The sequence below is a fragment of the Iodidimonas gelatinilytica genome (genome assembly GCF_008579125.1).
Taxonomy (GTDB): domain Bacteria; phylum Pseudomonadota; class Alphaproteobacteria; order Sphingomonadales; family Rhodothalassiaceae; genus Iodidimonas; species Iodidimonas muriae.
In genome coordinates this window covers 166645-189345 of sequence record NZ_BKCL01000004.1, presented here as the reverse complement: position 1 = coordinate 189345, position 22701 = coordinate 166645, and the positions used below count along the sequence as shown (strand labels likewise).

The following is a 22701-nucleotide window of genomic DNA, read 5'->3' as shown; positions in this document are numbered from 1 at the left end:
CTCATAATAAACAGGCCGTTTTTGCGGCGACAGCGGCGGCAGCCCTGTTCCTTGCCGGTTGCGCCAGTGCGGATGGGGCGGACCCCAAACGCGCCATAGCCAATGGGGACGCAGCAAGTGGGGTGGCGAAGGCCGAATCATCAAAATCCGGCCCTTATCCTTCGACCTATCATGCGTTACCGTCGCGCCCCACGCTGATCCGCAATGCGGTGGTGCTGGATGGCGCAGGAAAGCGCATTGATGATGGCGCGGTTCTTATGCAGGGCGGAAAAGTGGTCGCCATTGGCCGCAATTTGGACGCACCGGCAGATGCCGTGGTGATCGACGCCAAAGGCAAATGGGTGACACCGGGTATCATTGATGTGCACAGCCATTTGGGCGTCTATCCTTCTCCGGGCGTTCGGGCCCATTCCGATGGCAATGAAATCACGGCTCCGGTGACGGCAGAAGTGTGGGCGGAGCATTCCGTTTGGCCGCAAGACCCCGGCTTTGTACGCGCCCTTGCGGGCGGTGTTACGGCGCTTCAGGTGTTGCCCGGTTCTGCCAATCTTATTGGTGGCCGCGGTGTAACCTTGAAAAACGTGCCGTCGCGTACCGTGCAGGGCATGAAATTCCCCGACGCACCCTATGGCCTGAAAATGGCCTGTGGTGAAAATCCAAAGCGGGTTTATGGCGGAAAGGGCCGTGCGCCTTCCACACGGATGGGCAATTTTGCAGGCTATCGCGCCAGTTGGATCAAAGCGGCGGCCTATAAAGAAAAATGGGACGACTACGAATCGAAAAAAGCGTCTGGAAAAGAGGCAAAGGCCCCCAGCCGCGATCTTGAAATGGATACGCTAAAAGGTGTTCTGGATGGCGATATCCTTGTGCATATGCATTGCTACCGGGCCGATGAAATGGCTCAGGTCATTGATATGTCAAAGGAATTTGGTTATAAAGTGACAGCTTTTCATCATGCGGTGGAGGCTTATAAAATCGGTGATCTGCTGGCAGACAATGAAACCTGCGCTGCCATGTGGGCCGATTGGTGGGGCTTTAAAATGGAAGCCTATGACGGCATCCGCGAAAATATCCCCTTCGTTCACAAAGCCGGAGCCTGCGCCATCGTTCATTCCGATTCGGAGGTGGGTATTCAAAGGCTGAATCAGGAAGCGGCGAAATCCTTGGCCGATGCCAAAAAAGCCGGTGTCGATATCCCCAAGGAAGTGGCCTGGACATGGCTAAGCCTTAATCCGGCGCGTTCATTGGGCATTGCCGATCAGACCGGCAGCCTGGAAGCGGGCAAGAATGCCGATGTGGTTTTATGGTCGGGCGATCCCTTCTCCAGCTATAGCAAGGCAGAGAAAGTGTATGTGGATGGGGCGCTTGTCTGGGATATGACAGATCCGGCCCATCAGCCGGTGATGGATTTTGAACTGGGCCAACCCGGTGAAGGAGATGCGAAATGAAGGCTCTTGCAACCTCTTTCATCGCAGGCATGGCGATGCTCACAGGCTCGGCTTTGGCGCAAACGGTCGCCATCACCGGCGGAACCGTTCACAGCATGGGGCCTGCCGGCACCCTTGAAAATGCCACGGTTTTGATCCGCGACGGCAAAGTGGAAGCGGTGGGGCGCGGGCTTGATATCCCGTCCGGTTACCGCGAAATCGATGCCTCTGATAAGGTGGTCACGCCGGGTATCTTCGCCGCTTTCACCCAGCTTGGTGCTGTAGAAGTGAACGCCGTTGGTGGTACCCGCGATGGCTCCATTTCCGGGGATAGCCCGTTTCATGCGGCTTTCGATATCAGCTATGCCATCAACCCGCTGGCCACTACTATTCCTGTCAGCCGCATTGAAGGGATTACCCGCGCCGCTGTGACAGCATCGGGTGGCGACAGCATTTTTGCAGGGCAAGGGGCGTTGATCCATCTGGGTGAAGGCTTTGATCTGGTGACAACCCCGCGTGCTTTCATGACGGCCTCTTTGGGCGAGGCGGGAAGCAGCGATGCGGGCGGCTCGCGCGCGGGCGCTGTGATTACGCTGATCAATGCCTTAAAGGATGCGCAGCGTTATGCCAAATCTCCCAATCCGTCTGATTGGGATGGGGTGGTCAGCGCCATGGACGCCGAAGCGCTGGAACAGGTGGTGACCGGCAAGCAAAAATTGCTGGTCCATGCCCAACGGGCCAGCGACCTGTTACAGATCATCCGCTTGAAACAGGATATGCCAAAGCTGGATCTGGCCATTGTGGGCGCTGCTGAAGGCTGGATGGTGGCGGATAAATTGGCCGCCGCCAAGATTCCGGTGATTGTGCAGCCTTTCGATAATCTGCCCGGCGATTTCTCGATGCTGGCAGCCACACAACAGAATGCGGCCCGTTTGGCGGATGCCGGGGTTCTGGTGGTGATCGGCGATACGGGCGGTGATAGCCACAATGCGCGGCTGGTCTTGCAATATGCGGGCAATGCGGTGGCCAATGGCATGGCATGGGACAAGGCGCTGGCTGCCATCACCCTGAACCCGGCAAAGCTTTATGGCGTGGCCGGTGATCTTGGGTCTTTGGAGGCCGGAAAAGCCGCCGATCTGGTGGTTTGGGACGGCGATCCTTTGGAAGTGATGTCCAGCCCCGATGCTGTCTTTATCGCTGGTCAGGAAATGGAACTGGTTTCACGCCAGACCGAATTGCGTGACCGCTATCTGGATCTGGGCGGCGACCAACCCTTTGCCTATCGCCATTAAGGCCTAGATTTGCTTTGAAAATCAAAGGCCGGGGCGCTTGCGTCCCGACCTTTTTTATGGATGGTGTCGATCATGGACGCTCTTTATGACCAGATCGGGTCGGGCTATGATGCAACGCGTAAGCCAGACCCCTATATCCGCGACAAATTAAAGGCGCTTTTGCGCCCGGTTGAAGGGGAGCGCTATGTGGATGTGGCCTGCGGCACGGGCAATTATACTCTCAGCCTTGCTAAAGCTGGCGTGCGTATTGTGGGCTTTGATGCCTCTGCCCGAATGATCGCCACGGCTCGGAAAAAAGGCCGCCCTTCCTCGCATGAGGGGTTCGTGTTGGCGGATGTGGGGCAAACGCCGTTCAAAAGTGCCGCTTTCGATGGGGCTGTTTGTACACTTGCCATTCATCATTTCCCAGATCTGATGGCCGCGTTTTGTGAAATCGGTCGCCTTGTCCATCCTGTAAGCGGGCGGTTGGTGCTCCTTACCGCTTTGCCTTTGCAAATGAAACGCTATTGGCTTTGCCGCTATTTTCCAACCATGTTGCGTCGATCATGGGAACAGATGCCAGATATGGAAAAACTTGTCAAAGCCCTCTATGTGGCGGGCTTTCCGCATATTGATACCGAGCCCTATGAGGTGACCGAAACGCTTGAGGATCTGTTTTTATATAGCGGTAAACATCGTCCGCAGCTTTATCTGGATGCAGGGTTTCGCGCAGGCATTTCAAGCTTTGCCAATCTCGCCGATGCAGGAGAGGTGGCGCACGGACTTGACCAACTTGCCAAGGACATCAAGAGCGGTGCTATTTGTGACATCATCCGATCATACAGCCACAAGGGCGGTGATTATTTGTTCATCCGCGCTGATCGCTGATCGCTGATGTTACCCCGCTCCAGAGGATGAGCGTGAATAGAAGTCATTGTTTCCTTTTTTTGTGCCAGCTTTTGAGCATGTCTGCCAACAGCATATAGTCCGATTGTCTGGCTGAGTTTTTGCGCCAGACAAGGCCGATGGTGCGGGCAGGTGCATCGCCGGAAAGCGGGACGGTGCGCACATGGGTGCCATTCAGGATGCCGCCGTCCAGCGCCATTTGGGGGATCAGGGTCATGCCCATGCCGCTTTCCACCATTTGCACCAAGGTGTGCAGGCTGGTTCCCAATATGGAGCGCGAAGGATCAACCCCCGGCAAAGAACAGGCGGCGAGAGCGTGATCGCGCAGGCAATGGCCCTCTTCCAGTAATAACAGGGTTTCACCATCCAGATCCTCGGTGCTTACCATATCGGGCAAGGGCGCATGATCGGGGGGATAGGCGGCTAGAAAAGGGTCTTGGAACAATGGTTCTTCATGCACATCGCCGCACCGATAAGGCAACGCATAAAGGATGATATCCAGTTCGCCAGACAATAATTCATGGCACAAAATATCGGATAATTGTTCACGGAATTGCAGCTTTAGCTTGGGATAGGCGATGCGCAATTGCGGCATGGCCTGCGGCAAAAGAAAAGGCGCGATGGTGGGGATGATGCCAATGCGGATGGTGCCGCTCAGTGGCTCGGACGCCGCCTGGGTCAGATCCACCAGCTCGTCCACCTCTCGCAGAATCTTGCGGGCTTTTTTCACCACATTTTCCCCCAAGGGGGTGAACCACAAGGCCCGGCGGGTGCGCTCCACCAAATCCGCATCCAAAAGCGTTTCCAGTTCGGCAATGCCTGAAGACAGGGTGGATTGGGTCACATGGCAGCTTTCTGCGGCGCGACCAAAATGCATTTGATCGTGGAGAGCCACCAGATAACGAAGCTGTTTCAATGTGGGGGTGATCATGATCGCCTCTATCGATTAATGATATTTAAAATATCTGTTTGATCAATAAAAGCAACAATGTCACATAAGAGGCGTTCAAACAGTTTCCCCTAACCAAAAAGCGAGGACATCCTATGCTGACCATTGGTGATAAATTTCCTGCCTTCAATCTGAAGGCTGTGTCCAACACCGACCTGCCCGATGGCGATTTCGAGCGCCTGACCGACCAGAGCTTTTCCGGCAAATGGAAGCTGGTGTTCTTCTGGCCGAAAGATTTTACCTTCATCTGCCCCACGGAAATTCTGGCTTTCGATGCTTTGGCCGATGAATTTGCAGACCGCGATTGCGTTGTGCTCGGGGCCAGCACCGATACGGATTTCGTGCATTTCGCATGGCGCAACAGCCGTGAAGATCTGGGCGCGGTGAAATTCCCGTGGCTTGCCGATAACAAGAAAGAGCTGTCCAGCGCTTTGGGCATTCTGGAAAAAGACGAAGCCGTGGCCTTGCGGGCCAGCTTCCTTGTGGACCCGGACGGGGTCATCCGCATGGTGCAGGCAAACGATCTGAGCGTTGGCCGCAACCCTGAAGAGGTGCTGCGTATTCTTGATGCGCTGCAAACCGATGAACTGTGCCCGTGCAACTGGCATAGCGGCGAAGAAACCATCGACGTGGCCAAAGAAGTCGCCTAACGCTTCTTTGCGTTGAAAACAGGGGCTCGGCCATGGGGGTATCCTTTGGCCGGGCTTTTTTTTGCCACAACTTTTCCCTTTGTTCTAAACGGAGTGAACCAAGATGGCGCTTGAAGAGTTAAAGGGGCTGATCCCTGATTATGCCAAAGACCTGAAGCTGAATTTGTCCAGTCTTGCGCGCGAGACGCTTCTTAATGAACAGCAGCTTTATGGAACCATGCTGGCTTGCGCTTTGGCATCTTCCAACAAGACGGTGATTCGTCATGTACAGCAAGAAGTGGCCGGGAAACTAAGCGACGAGGCCCAGAATGCGGCGAAAGCGGCGGCCTCACTCATGGCCATGAACAATATCTATTACCGGTTCGTGCATCTGGCCTCCCATGCCGATTACAAAACCATGCCCGCCAAATTGCGGATGAATGTGATCAACAATCCGGGGATCGACAAGCTGGATTTCGAGCTGTTTTCTTTGGCTGTTTCAGCGATCAATGGCTGCGGCATGTGCATCGACAGCCATGACAAGGTGCTGCGTAAGGGGGGATTGAGCGCGGAAGCGGTGCAGGCGGCTGTGCGCATTGCTTCGGTCTTGCATGCGGTGGCGCGGACATTGGATGGAGAAGAAGCGCTGGCTTAAGGTAAGGGCAGCCCCCGCAACGCTTTTGCAATAAGGTTGGCGCTGCAATCTTGGGCCAGCAAACCATAAAAAGGCTGAATTGCCTTTTTTCTGACCATTTGTGGCCTTAAATTTCAGTGTTCCGGCCAAAGTCGTTTCGGGCATGCTTGATATGCGTGCGCTGGCGAAAAAAGAGGCCGGGTTCCAATGGTACCCGGCCCGAGTCACGACAGCGAGGATATGCGGCTATAAAATAGCCACACATGAACACCGGCACGCGCCAAAAGGCTTGGCCAAGTGTTCCCGACCATTCTTCCCCAAACGACCTTCAATATCAAGAGAAACGCAGGATCTATAATAATCTGCTTCTTAAAGTGCGGCATTTATGCACTTTTTGGGGACGGAGAGATCGTGGGGCTTCCCATTGCCATGGGCAGACATTCCAAGGAGGATGCCTTGTCGGCCGAGTCGCAAATAGACAGACAAGTGACCGAATTAGCCCTTTATGGATTGCCCGATGCCCTTAGCGGTTGATCAGTTCGTCGCTGATCTGGCACGCCGCCGGACCAAGCAGCACCACAAACAAAGTGGGCAGAATGAACAGAATCAGGGGCACCGTCATGGTGGCGGGTAGGCGGGCGGCTTTTTCTTCCGCTTTCATCATGCGCTCATTGCGAAATTCCGCCGATAAAACCCGCAAGGACATGGCAAGAGGCGTGCCGTATCGTTCGGTTTGCACCAATGTGGTCACAACGCCTCGCACCGAGGGCAAAGGCACGCGTTCCGCCAGATTGGCCAGCGCCTGACGGCGGTCGGGCAGAAAGCCAAGCTCAATGGAGGCAAGGCCGAATTCGTCGGCCAGTTCCGGGGCGCTTTTGCCCATTTCCTGTGTGACGCGGTTCAGCGCCGTATCAAGGGTTAGCCCCGCTTCTGCGCAAATAACCATAAGATCCAGCGCATCGGGCAAGCCTTTTCTGATGGCATCCATGCGCTTTTGAGTTTGGTTTTTCACCACCAGATCGGGGGCCATGAATGCCAGGAGAATGGCTCCGGGTGGCACCAGCATTTCCATCATGGGTTTGCCATTCAAAACCCCCAGGCCATAGACGAAAACAACCGCCGTCACGGCGATCAGAATGGGCAAGACCATCTTGAAAAACAGATAGATGACCACCGCATCCTTTTGCCGCCAACCGGCCTGCATCATTTTTTTCGAAACTTTTTGCGTGGTTTCATTTTGCGCCAGCTTCAGCTTTTTGACCACCTCGCGCATGACATTCACGCCTTGAGGCTGCTTTATGGGGCTGGCGCGGCGCTTTGGTTCGGTGATCAGTCCGGCACGCAGGGCCTGACGGCGGTCTTGCAAGGATTTGATCCGCCCTTTCATGGGATCGCGCGCCACAATGCCTGATTGCCACACGGCAATCACGACAATAAAGGCCGTCGCCCCCACAAGCAGGGTGATGAGATCAATCAGGCCAGGCCAAAGGGGAGAAAATTGCTCATATTTCAAAACTGATCATTTTGGAGATAATGAACCCGCCAAGGCCCATCCAGATCAAGGCCCCGAAAAGCACGATCATGGCCCGCGGGTCGGTAAAGAAGGTGGAGGCATATTCCGCATTCATAGCGTAGATGATGGCAAACATGATGAAAGGCAGGCAGCCGATGATCATGGCGCTGGCACGCCCTTCGGAGGACAGGGCTTTGATCTTGAGCTTCATTTGGTGGCGCGAGCGCAGGATATTGGATAAATTCCCCAAAGTTTCTGCCAGATTGCCACCGGTCTCGCGCTGAATGGCAAGGCTGATGACGAAGAATTTGAAATCGGGGAAATCCAGCCGATCGGCGGCTTGCCACATGGCATCTTCCAGCGTTTTCCCAAAGCGTACCTGATCGGCGATCTTGCGAAACTCCGTGCCCACAGGGTCTTCTACTTCCGAGCCGACAATGGTGATGGTTTCATTGATGGGCAGGCCCGATTTCAGACCGCGCACGATCAATTCAATGGCTTCAGGGAACAGGGCGAGAAATTGTTTTTCCCGTTTGGCGATCATGCGCGACACAATAAAATGCGGCAGGCCGATTCCTATCACCACCCCCAGCAGCAAAGACAAGGCAAAGGGCAAAGAGAAAAACAGCATCATCAAAAGGGATGAGACCAATAAGACCACTGCGCAAATAATCGCATAACGTCCAACGGGAACGTCTTTTCCTGTTTTTTGCAGGCGCTTGCGGAAGCTCTCGGGGCGTGGCACGAAACGCGCCAACATGGCTTCGAACGGGGAGGAGTTGTCCTGATCGGCAAGGATGGATCGGGCCCGGGCAACTCCGCCAGAGGGGCCGTATTTGGCGCGATAGCGGGTCAGACGCGCCCGCACCCGCTTATCCGATGTGCCGGAAAACAAGAAGGCCGCCGCCAATGTACCAAAAATCAGCAGGCTGGCTCCGAAGATAAGGGCGATAAGAAGCGTATCGTTTCCACTTGCCATAATTTTTACCCCATCGCCTGCATCAAGGCCCGACCCAGTCCGAAATATTCGGCGCGCGCCATGAAATGCGGGCGCACCCCGGAGGACACCCAGTCGCCAATAAGCTTGCCGCTTTCATCCTGTCCCTTCCATTCAAAGCGGAACAGGTCTTGCGTTGTTATCACATCGCCTTCCATGCCCACTACTTCGGTGACATAGACGGTGCGGCGCCCGCCATCGCGCATGCGGCTGACCTGAATGATCAGGTCAAGGGCTGCGGCGATCTGTTCGCGGATGGCTTTTGTTGGCAAGTTCAAGCCCGCCATATTCACCATATTTTCAAGCGGGTGAGCGCTTCACGTGGCCGGTTGGCGTGGATGGTTCCCATAGAACCATCATGGCCGGTGTTCATGGCTTGCAGCATGTCAATGGCCTCTCCGCCGCGGATTTCTCCCAGAATGATACGGTCGGGGCGCATACGCAGGGCATTTTTTACCAGATCGCGCATGGTGATTTCGCCCTTGCCTTCCAGATTGGCGGGGCGGGTTTCCAGGCGCACCACATGGGGTTGCTGCATCTGCAATTCGGCCGCATCTTCAATGGTGACCACCCGTTCGCCGCGATCAATCAAGCGGGACACGGCATTCAGCATGGTGGTTTTCCCCGACCCCGTCCCGCCGGAAATCAAGATATTCAGCCGACAGGCCCCGGCGATTTTCAGCACTTGCGCCACATTGGGCGACATGGAGCCGAAATCCAGCATTTTTTCCAGCGTGATCTTTTGCTTGGCGAATTTGCGGATGGAAATGGAGGCCCCATCAATGGCCAGCGGCGGGATGATCACATTGACGCGGCTGCCATCGGCCAAGCGCGCATCGCAAATGGGCGATGTTTCATCGACCCGGCGGCCCACGGCGGTCACGATCCGTTGGGCGATATTCAGAAGATGGCGATTGTCGCGGAAGGTGACATCGGTCAGGTCCAGCTTGCCGCCCCGTTCCACATAAACCTGATTGGGGCCATTGACCATAATATCGCTGATGGCATCATCGGCCAGCAATGGCTCCAAAGGCCCAAGGCCCAGCATGTCATTGAGCAGCAGCGTCACCAGATCGCGTTGTTCTTTCAGGTTCAGGTTGATCTTTTCCTGAACCAGCAATTCGCCCACCACATCGCCCACCTGTTCGGCCAGTTCCGACCGGGGCAGTTCGCTGGCGGCTTGTGGGTCGATATGCTCCATCAATAGCGGTTGCACCACTTCCTTGGCGTGCAAAACCGTATCGGTGCTGGCGGATTTGGGGGGTGTCAGGCTTGATAATGGGTCTTCAATGCCGCCTGCCCGTTCGATCAGATCGTTTAGAAGATAGGTGGCAAGGTCACGCACTTCCGCATCCGTGATCTCGATCCCGGTTTCGCCCGCGATTTGGCGCACATAATCTTCCACCGCCAAAGCCAGATCGGCGCGCGACGACATGCGCACCTCTTCCGGGGTGATATGTTTGCCGATTTTCGATTCGATCAGATCGCTGAGATCGTCGATATTTTGTGGGGAATTTGGCACCGCGTCTGCGGGCTTTGGCTCCGGTGCAGGGCCGGACGGTGCCATTGGTTTTTGAACCTCCAACACGTCATTGCCTGTAGAGGCACCAAGTGTTGCCCCATTGGCAGCCTCGCCGTTTGCACGGCCAAATCCTGCCAGGCTGCGACGCGCGGACGTGGATCGGCGGGAAAAGGGCGTGCTTTGCTTCATGACGGTTTACGCACCAGTTTGGACCAGAAGGACGATTTGGACGGCTTGGCATTGTCGCCAGCAAGGCGCTGCGCCAAGGCACGGATTTGCGCCACTGGCTTTGATGCGGGCAGGGCTTGCGGCAAGGGCTTGCCCTGTTTTGCAGCCAAAACGACGCTTTTCGGATCGGCAGGGATCAAAAAATCCACCGCGCGTTCGATGGATGCCTCAAAATCCTTTTGCGACACTTCCTGTTGGATAACCGGGGGGACTTTATTGGCCACCAGATGCACCGTAGCGGTGGGGGCATTGGCTTGATAAGGCTCAAAAGCCGGATGGTATCGCGGGTGGCAGCAAGAGACAGATCCGTCACCAGCACCACATCGGAGGCATTGGCAAGGGTCAAAGGATAATTGCTGGCCATGGAGCGCGGCAGATCTACCAGCACCACATCGAAATTCTCGGCCAGCTCTTCTTGTAAATTTTGCAAGGCCGCCGGATCTGGCGTCATGGGATCACCCAATGGCGCTTCAGAGCCAAGGATAGACAATTTGTCGGAGATCTTGAGCATGGCCCGTTCGATAAACAGCGAATCGACGCGATTGGGATTTTCCAAAGCATCGCTCAAGCCCCGGCCCGGCTCCAGATCAAAGGTCATGGCATCGGTGCCGAAATTCAGATCCAGATCCAGCAATCCCACATGGGTGTCGAACTCATCGGCCAAAATCCACGCAAGCCCGGAAGAAAGCCCGCTGGCGCCCACGCCACCGCGCGCCCCGATCACCGTAACCATGCGCTTGGTTGTTTCTTTTTTCGGGGTCTGGATCTCTGGCTCGACCATGGCAGAGAGGGCCAAAGCCACGGATTCGCGCAGATCGCCAAAATCCACGGGCTTCAAAAGATAATCATGGATGCCCGAAGCCAAAAGATCACGATAGAGATGCACATCGTTCATTATACCAATGGCCAGCACCAGCGTTCCCGGTTCACACACATCGGCCAAAGCGCCAATATCGGCGCGGGGATCGCCCGATTCCGATAAATCAACGATCAGAAATTCCGGCGAGCGCATCACCGATAAAGAGCGCACTGCATTGGCCACACCGCCTTTGTGGATGCGCTCGGGAAGCCAGCCATGCTCTTCGGCCAGCGGAGCCAGCAAAGCCACGGTTTCTTCGTCACAAATATAGCACCGAAGGCTTCGCGTTCTTCATTTGCCCGATCATGCATTGCAGCTGTAGACGCCATTCAACTTCTCCTAGAATCCACCACTGCCACCAAAGCCGCTAGCCCCGTTATCGGCCCCTTGCGGCACCAGAATAATCGGCACTTCTTCTCGCCATGCACGCAAGGATTGCACCGCTTTTCCGGTAGAGGTGCGGCCATTGCCATTGCCTGTCAGCAAATCGCGCGGATTGGCCACCATTTGGCCCAGATTGATCACATTGGCGCAGCCGAATTGCGGGGAGCTTGCATTGGTGTAATTCTTCGACATCTGCAGCACCGAATTGGGGCATTGCGGTGAGGTGACGATATAGCGATCCACAACCAATATGGCCCCATTGCTGTCGGGTTCTTCGCCAATGCTGGCGGCATCGGCCCCCAAGGCCAGCCCATGCGCCCTGATGATCCGGCCCAGATCGGCGAAAGCGGGTTCGGGGAACCGAGTGCCGGATACCAGCGTTACGCTATCGCCATAGCCCGCATCCAGTTCGGCCAGAAAGCGGATGATGTTTGTTTTCTGGCGATCGGCCAGCCCGTCATCGGCTGCCGCATCGATTTTATGGGCAAGGCGCACCATATGCACCTCATTGCGGGCCTCTTGCTCAATGCCGTCATAATGGGCCGGTAAAGAAGACTGACAGGCACCAAGAAGAGCAAGAGCGATGCTTGCCACCGAAACCCGTGCCAATTTCCGAACAGACTGTCTCATGCCTTAAGTCCTTCGTGTTATTTCAGCCGAAAACCGGCACGGCCAACAAGGCTGGGGCCAGAGCGACCCGCGCCCGGCGCATCAAGGGTGCGTGGGGCATAGCTGATCATTTCATTGTGCAGATAACGTTCCACATCATTGGGAATTTTCTCCCCATCCATGGGAAGCGCCAGATTGCGGGCATCGGTGGGCTTCACCAGATAAGGGGTAACAATCACCACCAGTTCCGTTTCGCGCTGCCGGAAGGCATCGGAGCGGAACAGTGCCCCAAGGATGGGGATATCGCCCAAGCCGGGGAATTTCCGCACATCTTGGTTGAGATTGCTTTGCATCAGGCCCGCCACGGCAAAACTTTGCCCCGATCCCAGCTCCACAGTGGTTTCTACCCGGCGCGTCGATAGGGCGGGGACGGCAATGCCGCTGATATTGATGGCTCCGGTATTGGTCAGTTCGCTTACTTCGGGAGCAACGCGTAATGTGATGCGGTCGCTGGATTCCACAAAAGGCGTAAAGGCAAGGCGCACCCCGAATTCGCGGAATTCAATGGCAATGCCATCTTCATCGGGAATGGGGACGGGGAATTCGCCTCCTGCAAGGAAGGTGGCCGTTTGCCCGGTGACGGCGGTGAGATTGGGTTCCGCCAACACAGAAATCAGCCTTCGGTTTCCAAGGCATCCAGCACTGCGTTCAGTTGTATATTGCCAGTGCTGACACTGCCCAGAATACTGTCGGCAGTGTCGTCGCCCAAAAAGACATTGGTGGGAAGCCCCGTGATTGGATCGGCAATGGTTTCCACAACATTACGACCGGTCAGCAGACCAATGGTGCCATCGCCGATATCGAACAGCGATTCCCAGTTGACCCCAAGCTGCTTCAAGGTGGACCGGCCCACTTCAGCGAATTTCACCCGCAGATTGACCTGTGTGGGCTGCACAACGTTGATATGATTGACCACATCCATTTTCAAAAAGGTGCGGGCATAGCGTTCCGCCGCTTCTGCCGAGGCCGCTGTGGGGGCAACGCCTTCCAGCAAGCCCGTGCCATTCACCATGCGTATCTGCACCGACGAATCGGGCAAAAGCTGTTCATAAAGCTCATCAAGGCGGGTGAGATTGGTGGTGACTTGCAAACTGGCGGAATAGATCGGCTGCTCATCGGCTCCCAGCGCATATAAAGTGGTTTCCCCCGGTGCCACCCCGAAGACATAGATCAGCCGGGGCGATTTTACCTGCACATCGGCAATTTCGGGATTGGCGATAAAGATATCGCTGGCCGGGCGATCAAGGCGCAACAACACGCCTTTATTGGTTTCAAGCGCCAGAATTTCGCCATTGGTATCAAGGCGTTGTGCATCATTTTGTGCATGGCTGGCGTCGAAGGGGACCGCAAGGCTTGCCGCAACAAGCGCGGATGCGATGGCAATGGACCGCAGACCGATCATTGGCCAGACTCCTTGGGAAAGGCGAGGACCGAGATCTCTTCGCCACGGCTGAGATGGACCATATTTTTGTCTTTGTTGGGATCAACGGTGGGTAGCAGATGGCTGACATCCGCATCCCATGTATGGGATTTCACCGCATCATTGGGCGCAAAAGAGGCCAAGGTGCCATCTTCCGAATCGCCAGCAAGACTGCGTAGGCTCAGGGTCAGGCTGCCAATGCTGGTGACGACGGTGATTTTTTCGGCGATTTTGGGCGTTACTTCCAAGGTGGCCGTGCTGCCCACTTGCGGGCTTGGGGCGGTGCCATCTTCGGAAGGGGCGTTGTTCGTGCGGGTATCAATGGCCAGAATACGCAGATTTTCCATCACCGTTTCGCTGGCCGTGCGGTTGTTGCCTTCCGAATCGGTGATTTCATGGTTCATGATCAAATCCACCCGATCACCGGGGAAGATAAAGCCCGCAACACCGCTGATATTATTGATGGGAACGGTGACAGCCCGCATACCCGGCGTTAACGCTGCGGCCAAAAATCCTTGCGCACCGGGGGCAACAAGCTGGGCGCGGGTGATCGGTTCACCGGCCCGCACAGCCGTGCGCACCACATGGCCGACAAATTCTTCCGCATTCACAAGGCCGTTCACCAAATAACTGTCGTGCAGCCGTTCATCGGGCCAGGATTGCCACTGGAAATCGTCGCGGGCGATGATCTTGCCGATGCCAAGCTGTGTGGCGGCCACCAGAACTTTTGTGGTTTCAACTGGTTTTTCGGTGGCGGTTTGTTGCTCGGTCCCATTGGAACTCAGCAAGCTGCGGGCCAGAAGCGCTGTGGCCCCGGCCAGAACAATCGCCACAATAACAAGAATGATGGATCGCATGGGCATTGGCTACACTCCGTTCCCGATGACTGGCCATAAGACTGCGCCAAAAGCGTTAAGAACTGGTTGGATAAGGAAAACGCCACCGCCAATGGCAATGGCCACGGCATAAGGCACGCTGGGCGTATATGCTGCGGCAGAGCCATCTTGAGCGGCGGCTGGGCTTTGGTTCTCGGAGGGACTAATGGAAGTATTTCGGGGTTTCTTGCGCAAGACCAGCAGGATTGCGGCAATCAGGCCGCCCGCCAATGTCATCGCCAGAAGAAAAAGGACCAGATGCTGTGGTCCGGCCCAAAGCGCGATCGCCGGGATCAGCTTGGCATCACCGCCGCCCATCCAGCCAAGGGCAAAGGCTGTGGCCGTGATGGCAAAGACACTGCCGAATACCAGCAGATGCGTGGGCCATTGGGCACATAACCCAAAAACGTTGCGGGCAGAAACAATAAGACAATCAGCGCAGGGATGCGATTGGGAATCAACCGCGTGCGCAGATCATGGACAGCAGCCCAGATCAGTAAAACGACTAAAATTATATTAAAGATAACCAACATTTTGCCTGACGTTTGTTTTCTTTATTCAATCCAGTCATAGAAAAAAGAAGTTAATGTTTTGTGAGTCTGTTGGTCTATTCAACACAGGGCATTTTCCCTTGGCTGGTCAAAGGTCCTGAATCATCCTTTTGCACGCGGCATTTTGAGCGTCTTTAATAAGTTTTGTCAGGGGGGCAGTCGCCCTTGCTGTCAGGCCAAGTAGGTTCAAACACAGCATATCCCGCCACCCCAAGCCGGATTTGGGGTTGATTGAAAGGTCTGGCTGGTCAGGAAAGGCTTTGGTGGTGATTGGCGCAGGCGCTTTATATTTGCGGAGCGCCACTATGTGCTGTCAGATATATGGGATAGCGGCGCTCCTTTATATCGGGAGGGCTACTTCTGTTCCACGCTGCGGAGTCGTTCAAGAATTTGCGCATGAAGGGTGCTATCGCCAGCCGCAATCACGCGCCCGCCTTGCTGGGCATCGCCACCACGCCATGTGGTGATATGCCCGCCTGCTCCTTCAATCAATGGAATCAGCGCTTGTATGTCATAAGGCTCCAGCCCGGCTTCTACCACCAGATCAATAGTGCCCGTGGCCAGAATCGCATAGGCATAGCAATCAAACCCATAGCGGGTGATGGGGGCTTCTTTTTCCAGCGCTAAAAATGCCTCTCGCTCGGGGTCGGTGAAAAAATTCAATCCGGTGGTGGACAGGGTGGCCCGGCCAAGCGCCGCACAGGGGCGGGTTTTGATGATCTGGCCATTCAGGCTGGAACGGCAAATCCCCGATCCATTTATGCCAAGGAACACTTCGCCAATATAGGGTTGCGCCACCACGCCGATAACGGGCCGCGTCCCGTCATTGAAAGCAATCAAGGTGCCCCAACTTGGCAAACCCGCCACAAAGGCCCGGGTGCCGTCGATAGGGTCCAGCACCCAATAAGGGCCGGAGCGGCTGGGCTTGGTGCCGAATTCCTCGCCAATGATGCCGTGATCCGGATAGTGTTCTTCAATCAGCGTCCGCATGGCTTGTTCCGCATTGCGGTCAGCGATTGTCACCGGATCGAAGCCGGCTTTTCCTTCTTTGTCCTCCACAGCCATGGGCTGGCGGAAATATGGTAAAGTGGCTTTGGCTGCCGCTTGCGCCAGTGTTTGGGCGAATTCAGCCAGCTCTTCCAGCCTATCGGCGGGCAGGGGGGGCGATGTATGCGGTGAGGTCATGGCTGATCCTTTGATTGTTTTTCTTGTGCCGAGCCGATGTTTTGACCACATTGCAGCGCATTATGCCAAGTCTTCATCCTGATTATCAATGCGATATCCTTGTGATCGGTGCCGGTATCGGCGGCGCTTCGGCGGCGGCGCAATTGGTGGACACCGCTGATATTCTGGTGATTGAAGCCGAAGAGATGCCCGGTTATCATACCACGGGCCGATCGGCGGCCTTTTATGCGCAAAGCTATGGCGGGCCCGCGATTTTGCCACTGACCAATGCGTCTCAGGCTTTCTATCTCCAGCCGCCGAAAGTCTTTTCCGATGCCCCGTTGATGACCGGTCGTGGCTGCTTGCATATCTATGGGGCCCATAACCGTGACAGGGCCCTGCGCCGCGCAGAGGAATTGGCAAAGACGGTGCCGTCTATCGGTCTGGTTTCCGCCGATGAGGCGCTTGCCCGCGTGCCGGTTCTAAGGCCGGAGGGTATAAGCGGGGCGATGGACGATCCGGATTGTTGTGATCTGGATGTGGGGGCAATCCATCAAGGATATCTGAAGCAACTGCGTCGCGGGGGCGGACGGTTGCTATGTGATGCCAGACTGCAAAAGCTGGAGCAGATATCTTCGGGTTTTATGGCCTATAGCTCAAAAGGAACCATCAAAGCGGCGATGGTGGTGAATGCGGCAGGTGCCTGGGCGGATGATGTGGCGCGGATGGCGGGGGTGGCTCCTGTCGGGCTGCAGCCCATGCGCCGTACGGCCATGGTATTCAAGCCGAAAACCGTTGCGATTTCACCGGATTGGCCTTTGGTGATCGATATTGATGAAACCCTTTATTTTAAGCCGGAAGCCGGACAGATGCTGGCGTCTCCCGCTGACGAAACACCCATGAATCCCTGCGATGTGCAGCCTGAAGATCTGGACATTGCCAAAACCATTGATCGGATCGAGCGGATCAGCACGTTGGATGTGCCTTCTGTGGGGCGTAAATGGGCGGGCTTGCGCAGCTTTGCGCCGGACCGTGTTCCGGTGGTGGGGCGCGATCCGGATTGTGCGGGGTTCATATGGTGTGCCGGGCAGGGGGGCTACGGTATTCAGACGGCTCCTGCTATGGCGGCGCTGACAAAAGCGGTGACCTTAAGCGAGGATTTGCCCGATTGGCTCGCAGCCCATGCCGTTGCGCCGGAGCGATATGCCCCGGCGCGGTTTAGATTGTGACGTTGAAACGTGCTTTTACTTTTTGGCTTTCGCGGCAATCCACAGCAAGATAATTGCCCCAAGAGTGGCCGTTACCAGATTGCCGATCAGGCCATAAGCATGCAGCCCCAGAAGGCCGAATAAAAACCCGCCAATCAGCGCACCGACGATGCCCACCAAAAGATTGCCTAAAAGGCCAAAGCCTGCACCACGCATCACCTTGCCGGCGATAAACCCTGCCGCAAGGCCGATAAGGAGGAAATAAAGTAGACTCATGCTAGGGGATCCTTATGCACTTTTGGTTTCTTTTTTCTGTTTTTGGTCAACAGAGACAACACCGCCTGCCACATGAAGCATGCGTTGGGGAAAGGGGATGTCGATCCCGGCCTTGTCAAAGGCTTGCTTGATGGCCTTTGTGCTGTCCCATTTCATCTGCCAGTAATCCGGCGCATTGCACCAGAAACGCGCCACCAGATTGACCGAATTGTCGCCAAGGCTATCCACAAAAACAGTCGGTGCCGGATCCCCCAGAACACGGCTGTCGGCCATGACAGTGCTTTTCATGATCTCCATCGCCTTATCCACATCATCGGAATAAGAGATGCCGCATGGCACATCCAGCCGCCGCGTTGCATGATGGCTGAAATTGCGGATGGACTGGCCCCAAATCTGCCCGTTTGGCACGGTGATACGCACATTATCCGGCGTATCCATTTCCGTTGAAAACAGGCTGATGCCCTGTACGGTGCCGGCAATGCCGCCCGCATCTACATATTGCCCCACCCGAAAAGGCCGGAACAGCAGCAGCATCACACCAGCGGCGAAATTGGCCAATGTGCCTTGCAAGGCCAGGCCAACGGCAAGACCCAAGGCACCAACGACCGCCACGAGACTGGTGGTTTGCACGCCGAATTTCTGCAGCACCGCGATGATGGTGAAAAGGATGATGGCATATTTTACCAAGCTGGCAAAAAAACCGGTCAATGTGGGATCGATCTTTTTCGATCGCCCCATCATCCGGGTTACCGCGCGGCTGGCAATGCCTGCTACCCACAAACCGATAACAAGAATGACAATGGCGCCGATAACCGAGATGCCATATGTGGTTATCAGCCCCAAAGCCGTTTCCCAAAGATGTTTGATTTGTTCCTGATCCACGAATTCGCTCCGTTCCTTGTCGTTAAAACCCAAACAAGGTTTATGGCATGTTGGTGTGTAAATTACGATAAATAATGTGAATATGACGTATCGAAGTTGTGGCCTTTAAGGACGGTGCCTTTTCTTCCCCTTTTCACTCAGGTGAGACCTCATGCCTTTCCTGATGGTGCGCAGCGGTAACGCCGGTGTGGACTCCCGGATCAAGTCCGGGAGTGACGAAAAGGGGTGTCCGGGAGAGACGGAAAAGAATATCCGGGATGACGAAAGAAGGAGGCGACGGATCTGGCGACCGGGTGGGCGCTGATGCAATAGAAAACGGGCACGGAAATTGATCCCGCGCCCGGTTTATTTATCGCTGCATTAGTTTGTTCAGCCGACGGCTTCGGCCTTGCGGGATTCGCGTTTGCGCTCATGGGGATCCAGGAAGCGCTTGCGCAAGCGAATGGCTTTGGGCGTGACTTCAACCAATTCATCATCACCGATATAAGCCAGCGCTTCTTCAAGGCTGAGACGGCGCGGTGTGGTCAGAACCACGGCTTCATCCTTGCCCGCTGCGCGGATATTGGTAAGCTTTTTGGCTTTCAGCGGGTTCACTTCCAAATCCTGACCGCGGCTGTGTTCGCCGATGATCATGCCCACATAGACCGGGTCGCCACCATCGATCATGATCACGCCGCGTTCTTCCAGATTCCACAGCGCATAGGTGACCGCTTTGCCGGTTTCCATGGAAATCAGCACGCCATTGCGGCGTCCGGCGATGGCTCCTTTATAGGGACCATAGCTGTCAAACAGCCGGTTCATGATGCCGGTGCCGCGGGTATCGGTAAGAAATTCGCCGTGATAGCCGATCAGCCCACGGGCCGGAGCCGTGAATGTCAGGCGAACCTTGCCGCCGCCCGAAGGCCGCATGTCAGTCAATTCCGCTTTGCGCAGGCTCATTTTCTCAACGACGGTGCCTGATAGGCTTCATCCACATCCACCATCACGGTTTCCATGGGTTCAAGGCGTTTGCCATTTTCATCGGTTTTATAAAGAACGCGGGGGCGCGAAACGGACAGTTCATAGCCTTCGCGGCGCATGGTTTCAATCAGCACGCCAAGCTGCAATTCGCCGCGACCGGCCACTTCAAAGGCATCGCGGTCGGCGCTTTGGGAAATGCGAATGGCCACATTGCCTTCCGCTTCCCGCATCAGGCGTTCTCCGATCACCCGGCTGGTCACCTTGTCGCCTTCACGGCCTGCAAGCGGGCTGTCATTGACCGAGAAGGTCATGGCAAGGGTGGGGGGATCAATGGGCAAGGATGGCAATGCGTCTTCTACGGTCGGATCGGCCAGCGTGTCGGACACGGTGGCGGTTTCCAGACCGGCAATGGCAACAATGTCACCCGCATGGGCTTCTGTTACCGCCACTCGCTCCAAACCCTGAAAGCTGAATACCTTGCTGATGCGGCCTTGCTCGACGAGCTTGCCATCACGGTTCATTGCTTTCACCGTTGTGCCTGCACGCACCGTGCCTTGCTCGATTCGGCCTGTCAGGATACGGCCCAGAAACTGATCGCGTTCCATCAGGCTTGCCAGCATGGCAAAGGGTTTGTCGGCGGTGTTGTCCCGCACGGGGGCTGGCGTGGGAATATGGCGCACGATCAGATCGAAGAGGGGGGACAGATCCTTGCGCTCGTCCTCCAGCGATTCAACGGCCCATCCGTCGCGGCCTGACGCATAAAGAGTGGGAAAGTCCAGTTGCTCGTCATTGGCATCAAGGGCGGCAAACAGATCGAACACCTCTTCATGGGCCCCATCGGGGCGGCCATCGGGTTTGTCCACTTTGTTCACCACAACAATGGGACGCAGGCCAAGGGCCAGTGCCTTTTGGGTAACGAATTTGGTTTGTGGCATCGGCCCTTCGGCCGCATCCACCAGCAGCACTACGCCATCCACCATCGACAGGATACGCTCCACCTCGCCGCCGAAATCGGCATGGCCCGGGGTGTCCACGATGTTGATGCGCGTGTCCTTCCAGACAACGGACGTGCATTTGGCAAGGATGGTGATCCCGCGTTCCCGTTCCAGAGCATTGGAATCCATGGCGCGCTCGGCAACACGTTGATTGTCGCGCACGGCGCCGGATTGACGGAACATCTGGTCAACGAGCGTGGTCTTGCCATGATCGACATGGGCGATGATGGCGATATTTCGCAGGGTCATGAACTTTCGACTCTCTTAAAGAACGGGCGCGCGGACTATAAGGAGAAAGCGCGCAATTACAAGCATTGCGGACGGCAATGGTGGGATCTTGCGCAAAAAATGTGAAATGCGCCGCATCTGGTATGTGGGATATCTATATTGCATTGCAATATTTTTGGGGAAGTTTCTGCATGTGGTTATGAGTCTTCTTGTTCTTGCGCCGTCTTGCCCTTGCGCCTAGCCTTGGCGGCGATGCATCGGTGCCACCCCGAATTTGATAAAGGATATAGCCAATGAAGGCGATCAGAGTTCATGAGCCGGGCGAACTGGACATGCTGAAGGTGGAAGAGGTGGCCAGCCCACAGATGAAATCGGGGCATATCCGCATCGGGGTGCGGGCCTGCGGGATCAATTTTGCCGATATTCTGATTGTTAAAGGGCTGTATCAGGAAAAACCGCCCTTGCCGTTCACGCCGGGCGGCGAAGTGGCGGGCGAGGTGCTGGAGGTTGCCCCGGATGTGAAAGGCATCAAGCCCGGCGATCGGGTGATGTCGATGATCGGCACCGGCGGCTTGGCGGAAGAAGCGCTGGTTGCGGCGGATATGGCGCTGCCCATTCCCAAATCCGTGTCTTTCGAAGCGGCGGCGGCTTTTTCCGTGGCTTATGGCACCAGCCATGTGGCTTTGGCCCATCGTGCGGGCCTGAAATCGGGAGAAACGCTTTTGGTGCATGGGGCTGCCGGTGGTGTGGGGCTGACCGCGGTGGAAATCGGCAAGCTGATGGGAGCGACGGTGATTGCTGTGGCATCCACTCGCGAAAAACTGGACGTGGCCAAAAGCAAAGGTGCAGATCATCTGATCAATTCAAAAACCGAGAATCTGCGCGAACGGGTGAAGGAAATCACCAATGGGCGCGGGGCCGATGTGATTTATGATCCGGTGGGCGGTGCCAGTTTTGACCAGTCTTTGCGCTGCATCGCGTTTGAAGGCCGGATTATTGTGATCGGGTTTGCATCGGGAACCATTCCGCAAATACCGGCCAATCTTTTATTGGTGAAAAATATATCGGTGGTGGGGCTTTATTGGGGATCCTATGCCAAAAAGCGGCCCGAGATTCTGATGGGCTCCATGCATCAATTGATGACATGGCTGGGCGAGGGCAAAATCACGCCCCATATTTCGCATGCAGAACCGCTTTCAAATGCGGTTGAAGCCTTGCGGGCCTTGGAAGAGCGCCGGTCCACCGGCAAGGTGGTTGTGACAATGGGTGCCGATTGAGCGCTTCGATAAAATCGCGGCGTCAAGGGGCGTAAAGATAGCTCAAGCCTGCAGCCAGCACGATGAGACTGCCCGCTGCCAATTCGAGCATCGACCGGTGGTTCTTGTGCTTCATGCCCAGGAACGGCCCCATGCCGGGGATGAAAAAGGCAAAGAAACTGATGGCCACAGGCAGAGCCAGCAAATCCCGCGACAGGATCAAGGTGGCGGCGATGGTGAAATAAAAGCTGCCGGCCGCAAAGCTGGCGGATAGCGGCCATTTCAGGCCCAGGCGGGGCAGCACCAGAAGGGCGCTTAGAATGACGGCGGCCAGACCCAGAGCATGAAGCTGATGCGTGACCCATAAAGCCATGCCACAACGCCCAGCGCCAAGCTGGCAAAAAACAGCGCCCGCCCGGCAGCCGGGCGCGATCCGGTGCCGATCAGGCGGCCAAAAACAATCATCCCGGCGATGATCAAAAGCGGATAGATCAGCCAGATAGTACCGCGAAGTCTTCCGCCATATTCCTGCGATCCCACAAGAATCGTGGCGAGAGCGGGAAGGCACAGCACGAACAACGCACAGGCGAAAAGGCGATAGCGTGGCCGGTCGGCGGCTAATCCAAAGCCCAGCCCCAAAAGGCCCAAAAAGGGTAGATAACCAATGCCCCCCACCGGTGGCCAGACGGGCAGGGGGCGCACCATCAAAAGCCCCATCAAAAAGGCAAGGCTAATGGCAAGCCCCGTTGGATGCGGCTTTTCGCGGGTAGGGGCAAAGGCAATGAATGCGGCGCAAATGGCTGCAGGCAAGTAAAGGGAATCAAGTGCCGTTCGGGAAAGCAGGAATTCGATCACTGTGGGGCTTTTCAGACTAATGGATCAAGAGAGTGTATGCCCG

The 22701-nt window shown here is 55.9% G+C and carries 22 protein-coding genes and 3 pseudogenes; 8 read left to right on the top strand and 17 right to left on the bottom strand.

What is annotated here, in order from left to right; all coding sequences use genetic code 11:
• Window positions 1-44 precede the first annotated feature (44 nt).
• From JCM17844_RS07340 to JCM17844_RS07330, 3 genes are all read left to right on the top strand, one after another.
• Window positions 45-1448 (top strand): amidohydrolase, encoded by a 1404-nt coding sequence (locus JCM17844_RS07340; RefSeq protein WP_150000451.1) that lies wholly within the window; start codon window positions 45-47, stop codon window positions 1446-1448.
• Window positions 1445-2719 carry an amidohydrolase family protein gene (locus JCM17844_RS07335; protein ID WP_150000350.1) on the top strand — a complete coding sequence of 425 codons (1275 nt, stop codon included), beginning with the start codon at window positions 1445-1447 and terminating at the stop codon, window positions 2717-2719. Before JCM17844_RS07340 ends, JCM17844_RS07335 begins: the two co-directional genes overlap by 4 nt.
• Window positions 2720-2791: 72 nt before the next feature.
• Window positions 2792-3586: a class I SAM-dependent methyltransferase gene (locus tag JCM17844_RS07330; RefSeq protein WP_210431572.1), complete on the top strand. Its 795-nt coding sequence runs from the start codon at window positions 2792-2794 to the stop codon at window positions 3584-3586.
• Between the two features lie 43 nt (window positions 3587-3629).
• On the opposite strand, the gene JCM17844_RS07325 is transcribed toward JCM17844_RS07330, so the two are convergent.
• Entirely contained in the window at window positions 3630-4535 is a 906-nt protein-coding gene (locus JCM17844_RS07325) for a hydrogen peroxide-inducible genes activator (RefSeq protein ID WP_150000348.1), read from the bottom strand.
• Between the two features lie 113 nt (window positions 4536-4648).
• On the opposite strand from JCM17844_RS07325, the gene JCM17844_RS07320 reads away from it, so the two are divergent.
• From JCM17844_RS07320 to JCM17844_RS16525, 3 genes are all read left to right on the top strand, one after another.
• Window positions 4649-5203, top strand: coding sequence for a peroxiredoxin (locus tag JCM17844_RS07320; protein ID WP_150000347.1), 555 nt, complete (start codon window positions 4649-4651; stop codon window positions 5201-5203).
• 103 nt (window positions 5204-5306) lie between these two features.
• On the top strand, window positions 5307-5837 hold the full coding sequence (ahpD, locus tag JCM17844_RS07315; RefSeq protein ID WP_150000346.1) for an alkylhydroperoxidase, AhpD family: 531 nt from the start codon (window positions 5307-5309) through the stop codon (window positions 5835-5837).
• Window positions 5838-6227: 390 nt separating this feature from the next.
• The gene (locus JCM17844_RS16525; protein ID WP_268885091.1) at window positions 6228-6350 is read left to right on the top strand and encodes a hypothetical protein; all 123 of its coding nucleotides are present in this window, start codon (window positions 6228-6230) and stop codon (window positions 6348-6350) included.
• Here the strand turns inward: JCM17844_RS16525 and JCM17844_RS07310 are convergent.
• The 11 genes and pseudogenes from JCM17844_RS07310 to hisN form a co-directional block, all read right to left on the bottom strand.
• The gene (locus tag JCM17844_RS07310) at window positions 6340-7329 is read right to left on the bottom strand and encodes a type II secretion system F family protein (RefSeq protein WP_150000345.1); all 990 of its coding nucleotides are present in this window, start codon (window positions 7327-7329) and stop codon (window positions 6340-6342) included. The genes JCM17844_RS16525 and JCM17844_RS07310 overlap by 11 nt on opposite strands.
• Complete coding sequence (locus JCM17844_RS07305) at window positions 7319-8308, bottom strand: type II secretion system F family protein (protein ID WP_150000344.1); 990 nt, start codon at window positions 8306-8308, stop codon at window positions 7319-7321. The genes JCM17844_RS07310 and JCM17844_RS07305 overlap by 11 nt, the downstream gene beginning before the upstream one ends.
• A 5-nt stretch (window positions 8309-8313) precedes the next feature.
• Window positions 8314-10037 (bottom strand): annotated as a pseudogene (locus tag JCM17844_RS07300) (TadA family conjugal transfer-associated ATPase).
• Complete coding sequence (locus JCM17844_RS07295) at window positions 10034-10225, bottom strand: hypothetical protein (protein WP_150000343.1); 192 nt, start codon at window positions 10223-10225, stop codon at window positions 10034-10036. The pseudogene JCM17844_RS07300 and the gene JCM17844_RS07295 overlap by 4 nt, the downstream one beginning before the upstream one ends.
• On the bottom strand, window positions 10213-11184 hold the full coding sequence (locus JCM17844_RS07290; RefSeq protein WP_150000342.1) for a CpaE/TadZ family protein: 972 nt from the start codon (window positions 11182-11184) through the stop codon (window positions 10213-10215). The genes JCM17844_RS07295 and JCM17844_RS07290 overlap by 13 nt, the downstream gene beginning before the upstream one ends.
• 90 nt (window positions 11185-11274) lie before the next feature.
• A complete protein-coding gene (locus tag JCM17844_RS07285) occupies window positions 11275-11949 on the bottom strand; it encodes a CpaD family pilus assembly lipoprotein (RefSeq protein ID WP_150000341.1) in 675 nt (224 codons plus the stop codon).
• 17 nt (window positions 11950-11966) lie between these two features.
• Window positions 11967-12596 carry a type II and III secretion system protein family protein gene (locus JCM17844_RS07280; protein WP_210431569.1) on the bottom strand — a complete coding sequence of 210 codons (630 nt, stop codon included), beginning with the start codon at window positions 12594-12596 and terminating at the stop codon, window positions 11967-11969.
• Window positions 12597-12601: 5 nt separating this feature from the next.
• Complete coding sequence (locus tag JCM17844_RS07275) at window positions 12602-13390, bottom strand: pilus assembly protein N-terminal domain-containing protein (protein ID WP_150000339.1); 789 nt, start codon at window positions 13388-13390, stop codon at window positions 12602-12604.
• Entirely contained in the window at window positions 13387-14271 is an 885-nt protein-coding gene (gene cpaB / locus JCM17844_RS07270) for a Flp pilus assembly protein CpaB (RefSeq protein WP_150000338.1), read from the bottom strand. The genes JCM17844_RS07275 and cpaB overlap by 4 nt, the downstream gene beginning before the upstream one ends.
• Window positions 14272-14274: 3 nt before the next feature.
• Window positions 14275-14816, bottom strand: a pseudogene (locus JCM17844_RS17220) (A24 family peptidase).
• A 372-nt stretch (window positions 14817-15188) separates the two neighbouring features.
• Window positions 15189-16019, bottom strand: coding sequence for a histidinol-phosphatase (hisN, locus tag JCM17844_RS07255; RefSeq protein WP_150000335.1), 831 nt, complete (start codon window positions 16017-16019; stop codon window positions 15189-15191).
• A 62-nt stretch (window positions 16020-16081) separates the two neighbouring features.
• Here hisN and JCM17844_RS07250 point away from each other — a divergent pair, with 62 nt between their 5' ends.
• Window positions 16082-17227 carry an NAD(P)/FAD-dependent oxidoreductase gene (locus JCM17844_RS07250; RefSeq protein ID WP_150000334.1) on the top strand — a complete coding sequence of 382 codons (1146 nt, stop codon included), beginning with the start codon at window positions 16082-16084 and terminating at the stop codon, window positions 17225-17227.
• Window positions 17228-17242: 15 nt separating this feature from the next.
• On the opposite strand, the gene JCM17844_RS07245 is transcribed toward JCM17844_RS07250, so the two are convergent.
• The 3 genes and pseudogenes from JCM17844_RS07245 to typA all read right to left on the bottom strand — a co-directional run bounded on the left by JCM17844_RS07245 (window position 17243) and on the right by typA (window position 20568).
• Window positions 17243-17482: a GlsB/YeaQ/YmgE family stress response membrane protein gene (locus tag JCM17844_RS07245; RefSeq protein WP_150000333.1), complete on the bottom strand. Its 240-nt coding sequence runs from the start codon at window positions 17480-17482 to the stop codon at window positions 17243-17245.
• A 12-nt stretch (window positions 17483-17494) separates the two neighbouring features.
• Window positions 17495-18364, bottom strand: coding sequence for a mechanosensitive ion channel family protein (locus JCM17844_RS07240; RefSeq protein ID WP_210431568.1), 870 nt, complete (start codon window positions 18362-18364; stop codon window positions 17495-17497).
• Window positions 18365-18733: 369 nt separating this feature from the next.
• Window positions 18734-20568: pseudogene (gene typA, locus JCM17844_RS07235) on the bottom strand (translational GTPase TypA).
• A 272-nt stretch (window positions 20569-20840) separates the two neighbouring features.
• Between typA and JCM17844_RS07230 the strand changes: the two are divergent.
• Window positions 20841-21824, top strand: coding sequence for an NADPH:quinone oxidoreductase family protein (locus JCM17844_RS07230; RefSeq protein ID WP_150000332.1), 984 nt, complete (start codon window positions 20841-20843; stop codon window positions 21822-21824).
• 22 nt (window positions 21825-21846) lie between these two features.
• On the opposite strand, the gene JCM17844_RS07225 is transcribed toward JCM17844_RS07230, so the two are convergent.
• Complete coding sequence (locus JCM17844_RS07225) at window positions 21847-22176, bottom strand: hypothetical protein (protein WP_150000331.1); 330 nt, start codon at window positions 22174-22176, stop codon at window positions 21847-21849.
• Window positions 22119-22658, bottom strand: coding sequence for a hypothetical protein (locus JCM17844_RS07220; protein WP_150000330.1), 540 nt, complete (start codon window positions 22656-22658; stop codon window positions 22119-22121). Before JCM17844_RS07220 ends, JCM17844_RS07225 begins: the two co-directional genes overlap by 58 nt.
• Window positions 22659-22701 lie beyond the last annotated feature (43 nt).

What these genes read in the sequence shown, in the direction of transcription:
- JCM17844_RS07335 (WP_150000350.1), top strand. Translation starts at nt 1,445, where the DNA reads ATGAAGGCTCTTGCAACCTCTTTCATCGCAGGCATGGCGATGCTCACA.
- JCM17844_RS07330 (WP_210431572.1), top strand. Translation starts at nt 2,792, where the DNA reads ATGGACGCTCTTTATGACCAGATCGGGTCGGGCTATGATGCAACGCGT.
- JCM17844_RS07325 (WP_150000348.1), bottom strand. Translation starts at nt 4,535, where the DNA reads ATGATCACCCCCACATTGAAACAGCTTCGTTATCTGGTGGCTCTCCAC.
- JCM17844_RS07320 (WP_150000347.1), top strand. Translation starts at nt 4,649, where the DNA reads ATGCTGACCATTGGTGATAAATTTCCTGCCTTCAATCTGAAGGCTGTG.
- ahpD (WP_150000346.1), top strand. Translation starts at nt 5,307, where the DNA reads ATGGCGCTTGAAGAGTTAAAGGGGCTGATCCCTGATTATGCCAAAGAC.
- JCM17844_RS07305 (WP_150000344.1), bottom strand. Translation starts at nt 8,308, where the DNA reads ATGGCAAGTGGAAACGATACGCTTCTTATCGCCCTTATCTTCGGAGCC.
- JCM17844_RS07285 (WP_150000341.1), bottom strand. Translation starts at nt 11,949, where the DNA reads ATGAGACAGTCTGTTCGGAAATTGGCACGGGTTTCGGTGGCAAGCATC.
- JCM17844_RS07275 (WP_150000339.1), bottom strand. Translation starts at nt 13,390, where the DNA reads ATGATCGGTCTGCGGTCCATTGCCATCGCATCCGCGCTTGTTGCGGCA.
- cpaB (WP_150000338.1), bottom strand. Translation starts at nt 14,271, where the DNA reads ATGCCCATGCGATCCATCATTCTTGTTATTGTGGCGATTGTTCTGGCC.
- hisN (WP_150000335.1), bottom strand. Translation starts at nt 16,019, where the DNA reads ATGACCTCACCGCATACATCGCCCCCCCTGCCCGCCGATAGGCTGGAA.
- JCM17844_RS07250 (WP_150000334.1), top strand. Translation starts at nt 16,082, where the DNA reads ATGCCAAGTCTTCATCCTGATTATCAATGCGATATCCTTGTGATCGGT.
- JCM17844_RS07245 (WP_150000333.1), bottom strand. Translation starts at nt 17,482, where the DNA reads ATGAGTCTACTTTATTTCCTCCTTATCGGCCTTGCGGCAGGGTTTATC.
- JCM17844_RS07230 (WP_150000332.1), top strand. Translation starts at nt 20,841, where the DNA reads ATGAAGGCGATCAGAGTTCATGAGCCGGGCGAACTGGACATGCTGAAG.
- JCM17844_RS07225 (WP_150000331.1), bottom strand. Translation starts at nt 22,176, where the DNA reads ATGGCTTTATGGGTCACGCATCAGCTTCATGCTCTGGGTCTGGCCGCC.